Below are 14,314 nucleotides of genomic sequence, written 5' to 3' on the forward strand. Positions count from 1 at the left end.
GGGCGCCGCTGAAACGGACCGATCATGGCGCGCCGACCCGCCGCTCTCAGCGCTCGCACTTCTGCAGGGTTCCACTGAATCTATTACATAGGTCTGCTAAACCTATCAATCTGTCTGATACAATAAAACCTACGCCTCAGTGCGAGGACGGCAGTTTATAATCCGGCGATCTCGCCCGTGCGAGCCCACCAGCCGGAGTTTCCGGCGCACAGAGCCGACGCCATGGAATCGAAACCGCCCCGTCGCACCCGCGACCGAATCCTCGAACTGTCGTTGCGACTCTTCAATGAGATCGGCGAGCCGAACGTCACGACGACGACGATCGCCGAGGAAATGGAAATCAGCCCGGGAAACCTGTACTACCATTTCCGCAACAAGGACGACATCATCAACAGCATCTTCGCTCAGTTCGAGCAAGAGATCAGCAAGCGACTACGCTTTCCCGATGACCATCGTCCGACCATCGATGAGATGTGGGCCTATCTGGCATACATGGCGGATTTTCTGTGGACGTACCGGTTCCTCTATCGGGACCTGAATGATTTGCTGGCGCGCAACCGCACATTGGAGACGCACTTCAAGCAGATCATCACGCACAAAGTCAATTTCGCGCGCCAGTTGTGCGAGCAATTGATCGCCGATGGCGAGATGGAAGCAACGCCCCAGGAGATCAGCGTAATCTCGACCAACATTGGCGTGATCTCGACCTATTGGCTGTCGTACCAGTTCGTGATGAACCCGCGCAAGTACAACGACCAGGAGGCGATCCAGGCCGAATTGCACCAGGCGAGCCTGCACATCGTATCGCTGATGGCCCCTTATCTGCGCGGACGTTCACGCCAATTGTTCGATGACCTGGTATCCGGCCGGTTGCCGATGCGCGAATTCACCGCCTACCTGCCGCCGCGCGATGGCAGGGGCGAGGCACAGTCCGACGCGGGCAAGGCCGAGACGCAACGCCCGAAGGGGGCGCGATGATGAGTTCGGTGTGCGTATATTGTGGCTCCGCTATCGGCCGTCGGGACGAATACCGGCAGGCGGCGCAGGCGTTCGGTCGCGCGCTCGCGCAAGCGGGCCTCACACTGATCTATGGCGGAGGCCACGTCGGCTTGATGGGCGAGATCGCGGATGCCGTGCTGCAAGCGCAAGGCCATGCGATCGGCGTGATCCCGCAGCTGTTGATCGACAAGGAAGTCGGTCATCGCGGCTTGTCCGAGTTGCACGTTGTCGCGAACATGCACGAGCGCAAGAAAATGATGGCTGACCTGAGCAATGCGTTCGTCGCGCTCCCTGGCGGCGCCGGCACGTTCGAGGAGTTGTTCGAGGTCTACACGTGGTCGCAACTTGGCTATCACCAAAAGCCGATCGGTCTGCTCAACGTCGCCGGCTATTACGATCCACTGCTGGCAATGCTGCGCCACACCGCCAATGAGGGTTTCATGCGGCACGACTACATTGGGCTGCTCCAGGTGGAGTCAGACGCCGACGCGTTGCTCGACAAGCTGCAACGCTACGTCCCGCCGGTCGGCGACAAGTGGTCGGAGAAGCGCGAAGCGGTCTAGCCGCATGGGGCGGGTCGCGGCGGACGCGGCGTGCCCGGCGGGCGGATGATCCGCACCCTGTCACGCAACGGATACCCAGACGACACTGCCTTGAGCGCCGCCAGCCGGGAAACCGGCGCGTCGGTGTCGACGTGGCGTGCTGCGCTGGCAGAAGCAGCCATCGCGCGGCTGACCATACTGAGGAAGATCGTGGTACGGGCCGTGGCGAGGCCGAGCGAGCGGGCGACGCGAATAGCGGCTCAACAGGATAGTCTGCCCGCACGACGAAATCGGCGCCAATCATTTGCCGCGCGTCGCGCGTGCCACCAACGGCGCGAACTGACGGCGCACCGGCACCATGTCCGTCGCCATGCCGCGAAAGCCAAGCTGCACGCCGTGCCACAACGGCGGCAACGCATACGCGGCAAGCGCCAGGAACACCAGCATGCACAGCAGGAACAGCCCCGGCATGAACAACGCGAGCAACAGCCCGGCGACGGCAATCGTGTCCTCCACAAGCGACACGACCCAGGTCGATGGCGGCTGCTGCGCGAGATTAATTAACGCGCGGGCGCCGGCCTTGACCAGATGCGCGGTGCCGGCGATCGCCGCGCCGGCCAACGCCGCCGCCGCCAAGACGCGCGGATCGGCATAGCCGGCCGCGCCATAAGCGAGCATCGCGCCAGCCGGGATGCGAATCAGCGTGTGCAGTGCGTCCCATAGCGAGTCGACCGCAGGCACCTTGTCGGCCAGGAATTCGGCGATCGCAAACAGCACTGCGGCGCCGATGATCCATGGCGAATCCAGTAGCGATAACGCATCGGGAAGACGCACGACGTCGAACGACGCGAGCAGGCCGGTCAACAGAACCGTCAGGTACAAGCGCAGTCCGCTTGCCCACGCAAGCCCGGTTGCCAGAGAAAGGGCGTAGAGCATTCCCGCCTCCTTGCGCGCCCCCGCGCACACCGGCAAGGGCCAGTGCAGCGCGCGCCGCAAGCGTCAGTGTTGAATAAACCTAAAACCATTATAGCGACAGTTGCCGCGCGTGCGCCGGCTGGCTCAATGGCCAGATGTGAGCTTCAAGCCAATCAACCCGGCCAGGATCAGTACTGCACTGCCCGCTCGGGCCGGCGTCAGCGCCTCACCCATCATCACGATGCCGAACACAAACGCGCCCAGCGCGCCGATGCCGGTCCACACCGCATACGCTGTGCCTAGTGGCAACTGTTTCATCGCCAGCGCCAGCAAACCGAAGCTGGCCAGCGCCGTCACCATTGTGAAGATCGACCAGCCAGGCCGAGAAAAGCCATCCGAGCTCTTCAGGCCGGCGGCCCATGCGACTTCGAGCAGGCCCGCAATCACAAGAAAAATCCACGCCATCGGCTACCACCTTGACGAAATGGGGTCGTCCCCGATACGAACCGTAGCGCGCGGGCCGTCCCGCACAACAGGTTGCGTCGATTCTATCAAAGTGCCGTGCGCGCTGCCGAGCGTGGCTGTGCTGCAACACAGCGCCGCATCAGGCGAGGCCGCTACTGTACGCCGGCGAGCCGGTATCCAACACCCGTTTCGGTCACGATATGCTCGGGCTGCGCAGGATCGCGCTCCAGCTTCTGTCGCAGATGCCCCATGTAGATGCGCAAGTAATGATGGCTCTCCACATGTGACGGCCCCCAGACGTCGCGCAGCAGCTGGCGGTGCGTCAGCACGCGGCCGGCATGGCGCACCAGCGTGACCAGCAGCCGGTATTCGATCGGCGTCAAATGCACCACCTCGCCATTCCGGGTCACGCGGCGTGCGCTCAAGTCCACGACGATGCCGCCGAACTGGACTTGCGGCATGTCGTCCTGGCCGCCGCGATTGCGCCGGCGCAACTGCGCGCGGATCCGCGCCAGCAGCTCTGACACGCCGAACGGCTTGGTCAGGTAGTCGTCCGCCCCTGCATCCAACGCGGCCACTTTCTGCTCTTCCTGGCTGCGTGCGGATAACACAATAATCGGCAGATCGGTCCATCCGCGCAATTCGCGGATCACGTCCAGGCCGTCGGTATCGGGCAAGCCTAGGTCCACGATTACCAGGTCCGCCCGGCGCGTGGCGGCCTCGACCAGCCCCTGTCGGCCCGTGTCCGCGTCGAATACTGTCATGCCCTGCGCTTGCAGCGAAGTACCCACGAAACGACGGATTTGCTTTTCGTCCTCGATCAGGACAATCGTCACGTTCGGCTCACTCATGATTTCGGCGTGATTTCGCTAACCACATGCCCACTGCGCGCCGCATCGGCATCCTGTTCCTGCGCCTCATCCAGCACTTCGCCGCTGCCTGGCGGTACCTCATCGGCCGGCAACATGAACCAGAAGCGCGCCCCCAGCACGCGGCCTTGCACATCGACGCGGTTTTCCGCGCCGATTCGACCGCCGTGAGCATCGACGATGGCCCGACAGATCGCCAACCCGAGGCCAATGCCGGGTTTAGCCGATTCCTTTTCGCCGCGCGTAAACTTGTCGAACACGCGCGCTTGCATGCCCGGCGGCAGGCCGGGGCCGCTATCCTCGATCGCCACTTTGACATAGCGGCGCGCGCCGTCCTCGACCACACCCGCATCAATCGACAGTGGCGCGCCGGTCGGCGTGTACTTCGCCGCATTCTCGAACAAGTTGGCGAACAAATGCTCCATCAGCACCGGATCGAGCCGCAGCAGCGGCAGCTCGGCCGGCACGCGCGTGTGCACCGGATGGGCGGCCAGGCTCCGGCGGCATGCGGCGAGTGCGGCGCCCACCATTTCCTCGAGCATCAACCACTGGCGATTGAGCCGGACCGCGCCGGCCTGCAGCCGGGCCATATCCAACAAGTTGGTCACCAAGCGCGTCATGCGCAGCGCTTCCTCGTGGATCGCCTCAATCAGGTCGCGCTCGGCCTGCGGCCGAGGCGGCGCACCACCGCTTTGCTGCTCGGCGAGCATCGACGCAAAGCCGACGATGGCCGTCAGCGGCGTGCGCAAGTCGTGCGAAATGGCCGATAACAGCGAGTTGCGCAGCCGCTCGGACTCCATGCTGACCAACGCGTCCTGCGCGATCTCGACGTAGTGCACGCGCTCCAGCGCGAGTGCGATCTGTGCAGCAAACGTATCGATCATGCGACGCTGCTCGGGCACGGCCAGGTCCTCAAAGCGCGACACCACCAGTGCCAGCACACCGCGCGTGCGCATTGGCGCCTTCAGCGGCAGATAGAGCGCGTCGGCGGCCGGCAACGTATCGGTGCTCTGCCCGGCGGGCTTTTGCTGGTCATAGACCCATTGCGCGATATCGGTATCGAGTGCCGGCGGCTGCAGCATGATTGCCGGATCCGGCTCCTCGACCTTCTGCCTGACTTTGTCGTGGCTGTCCGGCAACAAGATCGCCACGCGCGCCTGGAACACTTCTGCGACATGCCGCATGCCGATCTCGATGATCTGGTCGGTGGCAAGCGCGGCACCCAGCTCACGCGTCATCGCGTACATCGCGCTGGTGCGCCGCTCGCGCAGCGTCGCGATACGCGCCTGCCGGCGCAGGCTCGACGTCAGATGGCTGATCGTCAGCGACGTGAGCAGCATCACGGCGAACGTCAATAGGTATTGCGTGTCGGACACCGACAGCGATATACGCGGCGGCACGAAGAAAAAGTCGAACGACGCGACGCTGAGAAACGATATCAGTACGCCCGGACCACGCCCCAGCCTCGCGGCAGCAAAGATCACACCGAGCAGGTATAGCATGGCCAGGTTCGCCAGATCGATCCGGTGCAGCAACTCGGTCGCCACCACCGTGATGCCGGCACTGATCGCCGCCGCATACGCGTAGTAACGCAGCTTCGAGCGGCGCTCGTCACCCAGCAACGACGCGAAGCTGCGCACGTCGCCGCGTGCGCCACGCCGCTGGTGCGCGCGGCCGGCGCCCACCAGCGTCACGTCGATGTCGGACGCCGATTGCAGCAACCGCTCGCCGACCGACGGGGCAAGCCAGCGTCGCGTGCGCGGCACACCGGCGACGAGCCTAGATACGTTGCGCATCCTCGCATAAGCCAGCAGCGTACGGGCCGCGTCGGGCCCATCTAGCGTCACTGTCTCGGCGCCTAGCTCGGCGGCCAACTTCAACGCATCGAGAGTGCGCTTTCGGACGGTGTCCGGCAGCCGTTGCAGCGTCGGCGTCTCGACATAGACCGCCAGCCAATCCGCCTTCAAGCTCGCCGCGAGCCGCGCGGCTGCGCGCACCAGCGTCGCACTCTCCGAGCCCGGGCCGACGCACGCGATGATCCGCTCGCGCGCGTGCCAGACGCGCTCGATCGACTGATCCGCGCGATACTCGCGCATCTGCGCATCCACCCGATCCGCGGTGCGTCGCAACGCCAGCTCCCGCAACGCGATCAGGTTGCCCTTGCGAAAGAAATGGCGGACCGCGTGCTCTGCCTGCTGTGGCAGATAGACCTTGCCGTCGCGCAAGCGCGCGAGCAGCTCGTCCGCAGGCAGATCCACCAGCGTGACCTCGTCGGCCAGATCGAATATTCGGTCCGGGATCGTTTCCCATACGCGAATGCCAGTGATCTGGCCAATCACATCGTTTAGGCTTTCAAGATGCTGAACGTTGAGCGTCGTGTAGACGTCGATCCCGGCATCCAGCAGTTCCTGCACATCCTGCCAACGCTTCAAGTGGCGTGCGCCGGGCACGTTCGAATGCGCAAGCTCATCGACCAGGATCAACTGCGGCCTGCGTGCTAGCGCCGCGTTCAGATCGAATTCCGGCAGCACCTTGCCGCGATACGGATAACGGGCAGCGGGAATCGACGGCAATCCATCGAGCAGCGCCAAGGTTTCCCTGCGTCCATGGGTTTCCGCCACGCCGACCACGACGTCAACGCCTTCGTCGCGGCATCGCCGTGCCGCCTGCAGCATCGCGAACGTCTTACCCACGCCCGCCGACGCGCCAAAAAAAATTTTCAGCTTGCCGCGCTGTTTTTTTTCCTCCTCGCGTTGCAACTTGTCGAGCAATTCGTCAGGATCGGGGCGTTCCATTCACGTATTGAAAGTCCAAGGCAGGCCGCGCCTGCGTGCGGGCTCCAGTATGCCCGAGCCTGAGCACCGTAAACGATCTTTCGCGCGAAGCCGACCCAGCACAAGCGTGGCTGCATGGCGCGCGCGTGCTCAAAACGCATCCAATGTGAAACAGGCGGCGCCAAATCATGTCAGTGTACGCTCACAATATGGCTAGTATGCTCGCTTCATCCGTCAAGTCCCGTCTGCTTATCGACGGCGACAGACACGCGCGGCGGCCGTTGCGGTTGAATCAAGGCTCACCGTTATAGATGGCCCCCGCGGCCCCCCGCGAGCCCATCGCGACTGGCCAATACTAGGAGAGATAAATGGACACCGATGCAAACGTTCCGGTCGCGGCCCTCGAAGCCGCTTTATCCGTGACACGAGAGGAACGACAGCATCAACCGATGCCCGAGCCCAGGCCAGCGTTGCTGGCTCATCGATACCTGCAGCCCCGCGCCGGTGCGGCAGGCACGCGAGCAGCCGGCTATTGCGACTTGCCCGACGAGTTGATCGTCCAAATCGGCCGCTATCTGGACACCCGCGATCTTTGCCACCTGTCGATGGTCGAGCGACACACCCATGCCGTACTACGCGAGCAGCTTCTCTCCAAGCGCTATGCCCATCACGCCAAAACTGTAGTCGACGCCGCCGGCGTACGTGCGCTACTGGCACAGATCGAGCATGACATCGTCGAGCAGCCTGGGCTGCGCATCTTCCCGATCTTGACCCTGTTGACGCAACTGCTGCGCAACAACTTTCCCGAACGCGATCAAGCAGCAGCCTTCGAATCGGTATTCACCGCTGCTGCGCAATTGCCTGCCGGAGGTTATGCGATCAGTAGGACAGTGATTAACACGTTGAAATACCTGAACCCAAGTGTTCGCGCCAACGCGTACGAATTTTGTTACGCGCAGGTGTGGCAGCGCCATTCGATATCGTCGCGCTATGGAGTCGCCCTCGCATCGCAATTGCACGTGCTGCCGCGCGAACGGTTCATCCAGCGATACGATGAACTCGTCGCATGGATCCCGCAGCTTGACACGACCGAGCGGGCGGCGCTGATCAGTACGCTCGCGATCCAGTTGCCGGCATTCGTGTACGGATTCAATGTACGCGACGCAGCGACGCTGCATCAAGCCACGCAATGGTACCGTACGCTGCGGCACGCGCTGTTGAGCCTTCCACCGTCCGACCAGGGCAAGGCAACGGCGGCACTGTGTGTCGCACTGCCGGCGTTGGGCCGTCAGACAAGTATCGCGGAGTATGGCCAGATTCGACAGATCGCGATGTCGCTGCCGCAACCGGCGATGGCCGAAGCGTGGCTCGGGCTGCTCCGGGCATTGCCGATGTTCCCGGCGGAGCTGCAACCGGCACAGCTGTATTCCCTGTACGCGATGATCGAGCGCTGGCCGTCGCAGTACCCTATTGACGCCGCACAGACGCTGCTGGAAACCGTCCCGGCGTTGCACGTCGACACGCGAGCAGCGGCCTGGCATAAGGCAGTCATGCTGCTACCGCCCAACGCGAGCGGGCCGGCCTCAAATGTCATCCAGCATGCACTCAACCAGATCGCGTTCCTGCGCGCCGATGAACGCAGCGCGGCACGCGCCGCGATCGCACGCATCATCGACGCTGACGACCACGCCGAGATGACGCTAGGGCAGCAAGATCGATGAGCCGGTCGTGCCCGTTGCCACAAGCTCGCAGCGGCTGAGCACGTGCACCTCTATTCGCCACACAACGTGACGATGTCGTCTTTCTTGTGATCGTGCGCGATCAACGCGATACGGGTGGTCATGGGCGCTGTCCTTTTGTGGATGCTTCGAACGGGATCGGCGAGGCGCACGCGTCAGAACGTGCCAGGGTATGCGCCGCCGTCGATTAACAGGTTTTGGCCGGTGATATACGACGCATGCGCGCTGCACAGGAAGGCGCAGGCCGCGCCGAACTCCGCGCTGTCGCCGAAGCGGCCGGCCGGCACCGCCTTCTCCCGCTGGCGCCGAAATGCGACCGGGTCGATGCCCTGCGCGGCGGCCTGCGCATCTAGCGTATGCAGCAGGCGGTCTGTCGCGAACTGGCCCGGCAGCAAATTATTGATCGTCACGTTGTGCTGCGCCACCTTGCGGGCTACGCCGGCCACGAAGCCGGTCAACCCGGCGCGTGCGCCGTTGGACAAGCCCAGCACGTCGATCGGCGCCTTAACCGACGAACTGGTGATATTAACAATGCGCCCAAAGCCGCGCGCGATCATGCCGTCAATCGTCGCCTTGATCAGCTCGATCGGGGTGAGCATGTTGGCTTCCAGCGCACGAATCCAGTCCTCATGCGTAAAATCGCGAAAGTCGCCGGGCGGCGGGCCGCCTGCGTTGTTGACCAGGATGTCCGGCTGCGGGCATGCGGCGAGCGCGGCGGCCCGGCCCGCCTCGGTGGTGATATCGCAGGCGATCGCGCTCACGCTCACGCCCGTGCTCGCGCGAATCGCCTGTGCGGTGGCCTGCAGCGTGTCGGCAGTGCGCGCCACGATCACCAAGTCTACCCCCTCAGCGGCCAGCGCTTGTGCGCAGCCGCGCCCCAGCCCCTTGCTAGCCGCGCAAACCAGCGCGGTGCGTCCGGCGATGCCCAGATCCATCGATAGCTCCTCATCTGATGGCGGCCCGCTGACCGCCCCGCCCCGTGCGGCGATACCGCCGGATGGCGCAGCCACGCGCGGCCGCGCCCCGCGTTTGCCGCCAAGCGCCGATTGTATTGGAATCGGCTGCATCGCGTTCACGCGCACTGCCACATTGACGATCACGTTGGGGCTTGCGCCTATATTTGAGTAAACTGGATTAGTTTGACGCTTCGCCGTCGTCCGCACCACACTACCCTCCCGCCGCCGCCATGAGACAGGACAGCCGATTCCCAAACCTCTTCATCCACGATCACCCGTTGATCCAGCACAAGCTCTCGCACATGCGCGACCGGGATACCTCCACGCGCACCTTCCGCGAGTTGCTGCGAGAAATCACGCTGCTGATGGGCTATGAGATTACCCGCGATCTGCCGCTGACCACGCGCCGCATCGCCACGCCGCTGGTCGAAATCGATGCACCGGTGATTGCCGGACGCAAACTGGCGATCGTGCCGGTGCTGCGCGCCGGCGTGGGCATGTCCGATGGGCTGCTGGAGTTGATTCCGTCGGCACGCGTTGGCCATATCGGCGTGTACCGGGCAGACGACCATCGTCCGGTCGAATACCTGGTGCGGCTGCCCGACCTGGAGGAGCGCACGTTCATCCTGTGCGACCCGATGGTAGCGACCGGCTACTCGGCGGCGCACGCGGTTGATGTGCTGAAGCGCCGCGGCGTGCGGGGCGCCAATATTCTGTTTCTCGCCCTTGTCGCAGCGCCTGAAGGGGTGCAAGTATTCACAAACGCGCACCCGGACGTGAAGTTGTATGTCGCGGCGCTGGACTCGCACTTGGACGAGCACGCGTACATCGTGCCGGGCCTGGGCGACGCGGGCGACCGGCTGTTCGGCACCAAGAACTAGGGACGCCCGCGGCCCGGGCCGACGGGTGGGCAGGAAGCGGAGCAGGCAGGCGGACGGGCGGGAGCGGAGCCGGAGGACGTGTTGGGAGCAGCGCCGGAGGACCGACCGGGGGCGGATCACTTTATGGGGTCGGAAACTTACACCGCGGTCGCGCGGCTTGCGAGCGGAGTTGGCATGCTAAAATTGCGCTTTTCCGTCGAACGCCCCTGCCGTGGCGTTTCTCGCGCGCGAGCGAGACGCACGCACGGCGGACAGCAGCACGCGCGTCGCTCCGATGGCACCGCGCGCCAGGGCCTTCGCCACGACACATCGATATTTGAATGAATGATACGCGCGTTGCGTGCGCGGTCGGAGAAACCATCATGGCTGGTCACTCGAAATGGGCCAACATCAAACATAAGAAAGCCGCGGCGGATGCCAAGCGTGGCAAGGTCTGGACGCGGTTGATCAAGGAAATTACCGTGGCGGCGCGGCTGGGCGGCGGCGATGCCGGATCAAACCCGCGCCTGCGGCTGGCGATCGACAAGGCAACGGACGCCAACATGCCAAAGGACAATGTCAATCGCGCGATCCAGCGCGGCGTGGGCGGCGTCGAAGGCGCGAACTACGAGGAAATCCGCTACGAGGGTTATGGCATCGGCGGTGCGGCGATCATCGTCGACACGATGACCGACAATCGCACGCGTACCGTCGCCGAAGTGCGCCATGCGTTCTCCAAACACGGCGGCAACCTGGGCACCGACGGCTCGGTCGCGTTCCTGTTCGACCATGTCGGCCAGTTCCTGTTCGCACCCGGCACGCCGGAGGACAAACTGATGGAGGCGGCGCTCGAGGCCGGCGCCGATGACGTAACGACCAATGACGACGGCAGCATCGAGGTATTGTGCGCGCCAAACGACTTCGCGCAGGTCAAAGCTGCGCTTGAGGCCGCGGGCTTCAAGGCGGAACTCGCCGAGGTCACGATGAAGCCGCAAACCGAGGTGGAGTTCACCGGCGACGACGCAGTCAAAATGCAAAAGCTGCTCGATGCGCTGGAAAACCTCGACGATGTGCAGGAGGTTTACACGAACGCGGTCATTGCCGATCAGTAACGGCTCGCGCAGAAAATTTGTTGGCTCTTTCGAGGATTTCCATGAAGGTATTGGTCGTCGGCTCCGGCGGTCGCGAACACGCACTCGGGTGGAAGCTCGCGCAATCGCCGCGCGTCACCGCAGTCTACGTGGCGCCGGGCAATGGTGGCACGGCGCTGCAGGAGCGCCTGCACAATGTCGATATCACTGATCTGCACGCACTGGCCGACTTCGCCGAGCGCGAGCAGATCGCATTCACCGTGGTCGGGCCCGAGGCGCCACTCGCGGCGGGCATCGTCAATCTGTTCCGCTCGCGCGGCCTGAAGATCTTCGGGCCGAGCCGCGAAGCAGCGCAGCTTGAAAGCTCGAAGGACTTCGCCAAGGCGTTCATGAAGCGCCACGGCATTCCGAGCGCCGAATACGAGACGTTTTCCGACGCGGCGGCGGCACACGCGTACGTCGACGCACAGGGCGCGCCGATTGTGATCAAGGCAGACGGGCTCGCGGCCGGCAAGGGCGTGGTGGTAGCGCAAACGTTGGATGAAGCGCACCGCGCGATCGAAATGATGCTCGCCGATAACAAGCTCGGCGACGCGGGCGCGCGCGTGGTCATCGAGGAATACCTGCAAGGCGAAGAAGCCAGCTTCATCGTGATGGTCGATGGCAAGCATGTGCTCGCGCTGGCGTCGAGCCAGGATCATAAGCGGTTGCTCGACGGCGACCAAGGTCCGAACACCGGCGGCATGGGGGCCTACTCGCCAGCGCCGATCGTCACGCCACAATTGCATGCGCGTGTGATGCGCGAGATCATCCTGCCGACCGTGCGCGGCATGGAACACGAGGGCCTGCGCTATACTGGCTTCCTGTATGCCGGGTTGATGATCGACGCACAGGGTAACCCGAAGACGCTCGAGTTCAATTGCCGGATGGGCGATCCGGAGACGCAGCCGATCATGGCGCGGCTCAAGGGCGACTTCGCGCGTGTCATCGAGCACGCGCTCGCCGGCACACTGGACACCGTCGAACTCGAATGGGACCGGCGCACGGCGCTGGGCGTCGTGCTCGCAGCGCACCATTATCCGGACGCGCCGCGCAAGGGGGACCGCATCGATAGCATTCCGGCGCAGACCGAAACTGCCGTCACCTTCCACGCGGGTACCGCGCTGGTCGATGGCAAGCTAGTTACCTCGGGCGGACGCGTGCTGTGCGTGGTCGGGTTGGCCGATTCAGTGCGCGAGGCGCAGTCGATCGCCTATGAGACGATCCATCATATCCACTTCGATGGCATGCAGTATCGCCGCGACATCGGTCACCGCGCCCTGAACCGAAAGCACTGATCCGCAATGAGCCGTCCGTTCGACCCTGCCTCCCCGTCCTCCGATCCGGCTTTGGCCCACGCGCCGGCGCGCAGCACCACCGACTGCGGGCTCGGCGATCTGGCACCGGTGCGCGACTATTTGCTCGCGCTGCAGCACCATATCGCCGAGACGCTAGGCCAACTCGACGGCAAGCCATTCGACACGCATACGTGGCGCCGTGAGCCGAGTGACACGCTGCAAGGAGACGGCTGCTCGCGCGTGATCGAGGACGGCGAATGCTTTGAGCGCGGCGTGGTCGGCTTCTCGCACGTGAGCGGCGCCGCATTGCCGCCGTCGGCCAGCGCCACCCGCCCACAACTGGCCGGGCGCGGCTTCGAGGCGATGGGGGTGTCGCTGGTGCTCCATCCGCGCAATCCCTATTGCCCGACCGTGCACATGAATGTGCGGCTATTCGTCGCAACCCATCCGAATGAAGCGCCGGTGTTCTGGTACGGTGGCGGCATGGACCTGACGCCGTACTACGGATTCGAGGAGGACGCGCAGCATTTCCATTTGACCTGCCGCGACGCGCTGGCTCCGTTTGGCGACGACTTGTATCCGCGCTTCAAGCGGTGGTGTGACGAGTACTTTTACTTGAAGCACCGTGGGGAGCCACGCGGCATTGGCGGCATTTTTTACGATGACATAGCGGAGCTGGGCTTCGCGCGCGGCTTTGAGATGACGCGCAACGTCGGGGATAGCCTGCTCACCGCCTATTTGCCGATCATCGAGCGGCGGCGCGCAATACCTTATGGTGAGCGCGAACGAGATTTCCAGGCCTACCGGCGCGGCCGCTACGTCGAGTTCAATCTCGTCTTCGACCGCGGCACGCTGTTCGGCCTGCAAAGTGGCGGGCGCACCGAATCCATTATGATGTCGATGCCCCCGGTGGCGAAATGGCGCTACGATTGGCATCCGGACGTCGGCTCGCCCGAAGCCCGGCTGTACCGCGATTTCCTGGTCGTGCGCGACTGGATCTGAACCGCGACGGCCGCCTCCCGATCGCCTTGCTTAAGGACGCAGACCTGAGTTCGCCGAACCCATCATCGCCGGACACCATCGACGCGTCCACCGCGCCGCTCCTGCCCACGCGGATCGGCATCCTGGGCGGCACGTTCGACCCAATCCACGTCGGCCACCTGGCGCTCGCGCGCCGGTTTGCCCAATGGCTCGGGTTGACCGAACTCGTGCTGTTGCCAGCGGGGCAACCGTGGCAAAAGAGCGGCGTATCGTGCGCGCGTCACCGGCTCGCGATGACCCACCTGGCGGCGGCGTCGCTGGCGCTGCCCGCCACGCGGGTAGCTGTCGCGACCGATGAAATCGATCATCCCGGCCCGACGTACACGACTGAGACGCTGGCCGCATGGCGAGCGCGTCACGGCGCGGCGGCGTCGTTGACACTATTGATCGGGGCCGACCAACTGGTCCGCCTGCATACGTGGAAAAACTGGCGCCGACTATTCGAATTCGCCCATCTCGGTGTCGCAACGCGTCCCGGGTTCGACCTCTCGCAAGCGGATGCCACGGTGCTTGACGAAATTGGGCGCCGCAGCGCATCGGCCGACACGCTGCGTGCGACGACCCACGGCCATGTCCTGATCGATACCACGCTGTCGCTGGACGTCTCGGCCACGGACGTGCGGCGGTTGCTGCGCGAACGCTCGTGTGGCCACCTCGAGAAAGTCGCCAGCGTGCCGGACGCGGTCTGGCAGTACATCCGTCAACATCATTTGTATCAGACATAAA

At 64.1% G+C, this 14,314-nt stretch carries 13 protein-coding genes and 2 pseudogenes; 8 read left to right on the plus strand and 7 right to left on the minus strand.

The genetic code is table 11. The features are described from left to right. Nucleotides 1–222 precede the first annotated feature (222 nt). Both RBRH_RS09180 and RBRH_RS09185 read left to right on the plus strand, forming a co-directional pair. Entirely contained in the window at nucleotides 223–978 is a 756-nt protein-coding gene (locus tag RBRH_RS09180) for a TetR/AcrR family transcriptional regulator (RefSeq protein WP_041753734.1), read from the plus strand. Continuing rightward, nucleotides 978–1,562 (plus strand): LOG family protein, encoded by a 585-nt coding sequence (locus tag RBRH_RS09185; RefSeq protein ID WP_041753735.1) that lies wholly within the window; start codon nucleotides 978–980, stop codon nucleotides 1,560–1,562. Before RBRH_RS09180 ends, RBRH_RS09185 begins: the two co-directional genes overlap by 1 nt. A gap of 8 nt (nucleotides 1,563–1,570) precedes the next feature. Here RBRH_RS09185 and RBRH_RS20260 read toward each other — a convergent pair. From RBRH_RS20260 to RBRH_RS09210, 5 genes and pseudogenes are all read right to left on the minus strand, one after another. After that, nucleotides 1,571–1,869 (minus strand): annotated as a pseudogene (locus RBRH_RS20260) (ABC transporter permease); the annotation flags it as partial. Further along, a complete protein-coding gene (locus RBRH_RS09195) occupies nucleotides 1,842–2,477 on the minus strand; it encodes a DUF4126 domain-containing protein (RefSeq protein ID WP_049786474.1) in 636 nt (211 codons plus the stop codon). The pseudogene RBRH_RS20260 and the gene RBRH_RS09195, both read right to left, overlap by 28 nt. A gap of 123 nt (nucleotides 2,478–2,600) precedes the next feature. Beyond that, nucleotides 2,601–2,921, minus strand: a complete 321-nt coding sequence (locus RBRH_RS09200) for a DMT family transporter (protein ID WP_013435932.1) — start codon at nucleotides 2,919–2,921, stop codon at nucleotides 2,601–2,603. A gap of 152 nt (nucleotides 2,922–3,073) precedes the next feature. Next, nucleotides 3,074–3,772, minus strand: coding sequence for a two-component system response regulator KdpE (kdpE, locus tag RBRH_RS09205; protein WP_013435933.1), 699 nt, complete (start codon nucleotides 3,770–3,772; stop codon nucleotides 3,074–3,076). After that, nucleotides 3,769–6,585, minus strand: a complete 2,817-nt coding sequence (locus RBRH_RS09210) for a DUF4118 domain-containing protein (RefSeq protein ID WP_013435934.1) — start codon at nucleotides 6,583–6,585, stop codon at nucleotides 3,769–3,771. The genes kdpE and RBRH_RS09210 overlap by 4 nt, the downstream gene beginning before the upstream one ends. Before the next feature lie 428 nt (nucleotides 6,586–7,013). On the opposite strand from RBRH_RS09210, the gene RBRH_RS09215 reads away from it, so the two are divergent. Next, a complete protein-coding gene (locus tag RBRH_RS09215; RefSeq protein ID WP_370645084.1) occupies nucleotides 7,014–8,285 on the plus strand; it encodes an F-box protein in 1,272 nt (423 codons plus the stop codon). Here RBRH_RS09215 and RBRH_RS20265 read toward each other — a convergent pair. Both RBRH_RS20265 and RBRH_RS09220 read right to left on the minus strand, forming a co-directional pair. Further along, nucleotides 8,277–8,407: pseudogene (locus tag RBRH_RS20265) on the minus strand (methylglyoxal synthase); the annotation flags it as partial. The gene RBRH_RS09215 and the pseudogene RBRH_RS20265 overlap by 9 nt on opposite strands. A gap of 51 nt (nucleotides 8,408–8,458) precedes the next feature. After that, complete coding sequence (locus tag RBRH_RS09220) at nucleotides 8,459–9,238, minus strand: SDR family oxidoreductase (protein ID WP_041754407.1); 780 nt, start codon at nucleotides 9,236–9,238, stop codon at nucleotides 8,459–8,461. 251 nt (nucleotides 9,239–9,489) lie between these two features. Here RBRH_RS09220 and upp point away from each other — a divergent pair, with 251 nt between their 5' ends. The 5 genes from upp (at nucleotide 9,490) to RBRH_RS09245 (ending at nucleotide 14,313) form a co-directional block, all read left to right on the plus strand. Continuing rightward, nucleotides 9,490–10,140 (plus strand): uracil phosphoribosyltransferase, encoded by a 651-nt coding sequence (gene upp / locus RBRH_RS09225; protein WP_013435937.1) that lies wholly within the window; start codon nucleotides 9,490–9,492, stop codon nucleotides 10,138–10,140. Between the two features lie 362 nt (nucleotides 10,141–10,502). Further along, complete coding sequence (locus RBRH_RS09230) at nucleotides 10,503–11,231, plus strand: YebC/PmpR family DNA-binding transcriptional regulator (protein WP_041754408.1); 729 nt, start codon at nucleotides 10,503–10,505, stop codon at nucleotides 11,229–11,231. A 41-nt stretch (nucleotides 11,232–11,272) separates the two neighbouring features. Beyond that, on the plus strand, nucleotides 11,273–12,547 hold the full coding sequence (gene purD / locus RBRH_RS09235; protein WP_041753737.1) for a phosphoribosylamine--glycine ligase: 1,275 nt from the start codon (nucleotides 11,273–11,275) through the stop codon (nucleotides 12,545–12,547). Between the two features lie 6 nt (nucleotides 12,548–12,553). Beyond that, nucleotides 12,554–13,549: an oxygen-dependent coproporphyrinogen oxidase gene (hemF, locus tag RBRH_RS09240; RefSeq protein WP_013435941.1), complete on the plus strand. Its 996-nt coding sequence runs from the start codon at nucleotides 12,554–12,556 to the stop codon at nucleotides 13,547–13,549. Further along, nucleotides 13,465–14,313 carry a nicotinate-nucleotide adenylyltransferase gene (locus RBRH_RS09245; RefSeq protein ID WP_013435942.1) on the plus strand — a complete coding sequence of 283 codons (849 nt, stop codon included), beginning with the start codon at nucleotides 13,465–13,467 and terminating at the stop codon, nucleotides 14,311–14,313. The genes hemF and RBRH_RS09245 overlap by 85 nt, the downstream gene beginning before the upstream one ends. The last annotated feature ends 1 nt before the right edge of the window (nucleotide 14,314 follow it).

The organism is Mycetohabitans rhizoxinica HKI 454, assembly GCF_000198775.1.
GTDB lineage: Bacteria > Pseudomonadota > Gammaproteobacteria > Burkholderiales > Burkholderiaceae > Mycetohabitans > Mycetohabitans rhizoxinica.

What these genes read in the sequence shown, in the direction of transcription:
- RBRH_RS09180 (WP_041753734.1), top strand. Translation starts at nt 223, where the DNA reads ATGGAATCGAAACCGCCCCGTCGCACCCGCGACCGAATCCTCGAACTG.
- RBRH_RS09185 (WP_041753735.1), top strand. Translation starts at nt 978, where the DNA reads ATGAGTTCGGTGTGCGTATATTGTGGCTCCGCTATCGGCCGTCGGGAC.
- RBRH_RS09195 (WP_049786474.1), bottom strand. Translation starts at nt 2,477, where the DNA reads ATGCTCTACGCCCTTTCTCTGGCAACCGGGCTTGCGTGGGCAAGCGGA.
- RBRH_RS09200 (WP_013435932.1), bottom strand. Translation starts at nt 2,921, where the DNA reads ATGGCGTGGATTTTTCTTGTGATTGCGGGCCTGCTCGAAGTCGCATGG.
- kdpE (WP_013435933.1), bottom strand. Translation starts at nt 3,772, where the DNA reads ATGAGTGAGCCGAACGTGACGATTGTCCTGATCGAGGACGAAAAGCAA.
- RBRH_RS09210 (WP_013435934.1), bottom strand. Translation starts at nt 6,585, where the DNA reads ATGGAACGCCCCGATCCTGACGAATTGCTCGACAAGTTGCAACGCGAG.
- RBRH_RS09215 (WP_370645084.1), top strand. Translation starts at nt 7,014, where the DNA reads ATGCCCGAGCCCAGGCCAGCGTTGCTGGCTCATCGATACCTGCAGCCC.
- RBRH_RS09220 (WP_041754407.1), bottom strand. Translation starts at nt 9,238, where the DNA reads ATGGATCTGGGCATCGCCGGACGCACCGCGCTGGTTTGCGCGGCTAGC.
- upp (WP_013435937.1), top strand. Translation starts at nt 9,490, where the DNA reads ATGAGACAGGACAGCCGATTCCCAAACCTCTTCATCCACGATCACCCG.
- RBRH_RS09230 (WP_041754408.1), top strand. Translation starts at nt 10,503, where the DNA reads ATGGCTGGTCACTCGAAATGGGCCAACATCAAACATAAGAAAGCCGCG.
- purD (WP_041753737.1), top strand. Translation starts at nt 11,273, where the DNA reads ATGAAGGTATTGGTCGTCGGCTCCGGCGGTCGCGAACACGCACTCGGG.
- hemF (WP_013435941.1), top strand. Translation starts at nt 12,554, where the DNA reads ATGAGCCGTCCGTTCGACCCTGCCTCCCCGTCCTCCGATCCGGCTTTG.
- RBRH_RS09245 (WP_013435942.1), top strand. Translation starts at nt 13,465, where the DNA reads ATGGCGCTACGATTGGCATCCGGACGTCGGCTCGCCCGAAGCCCGGCT.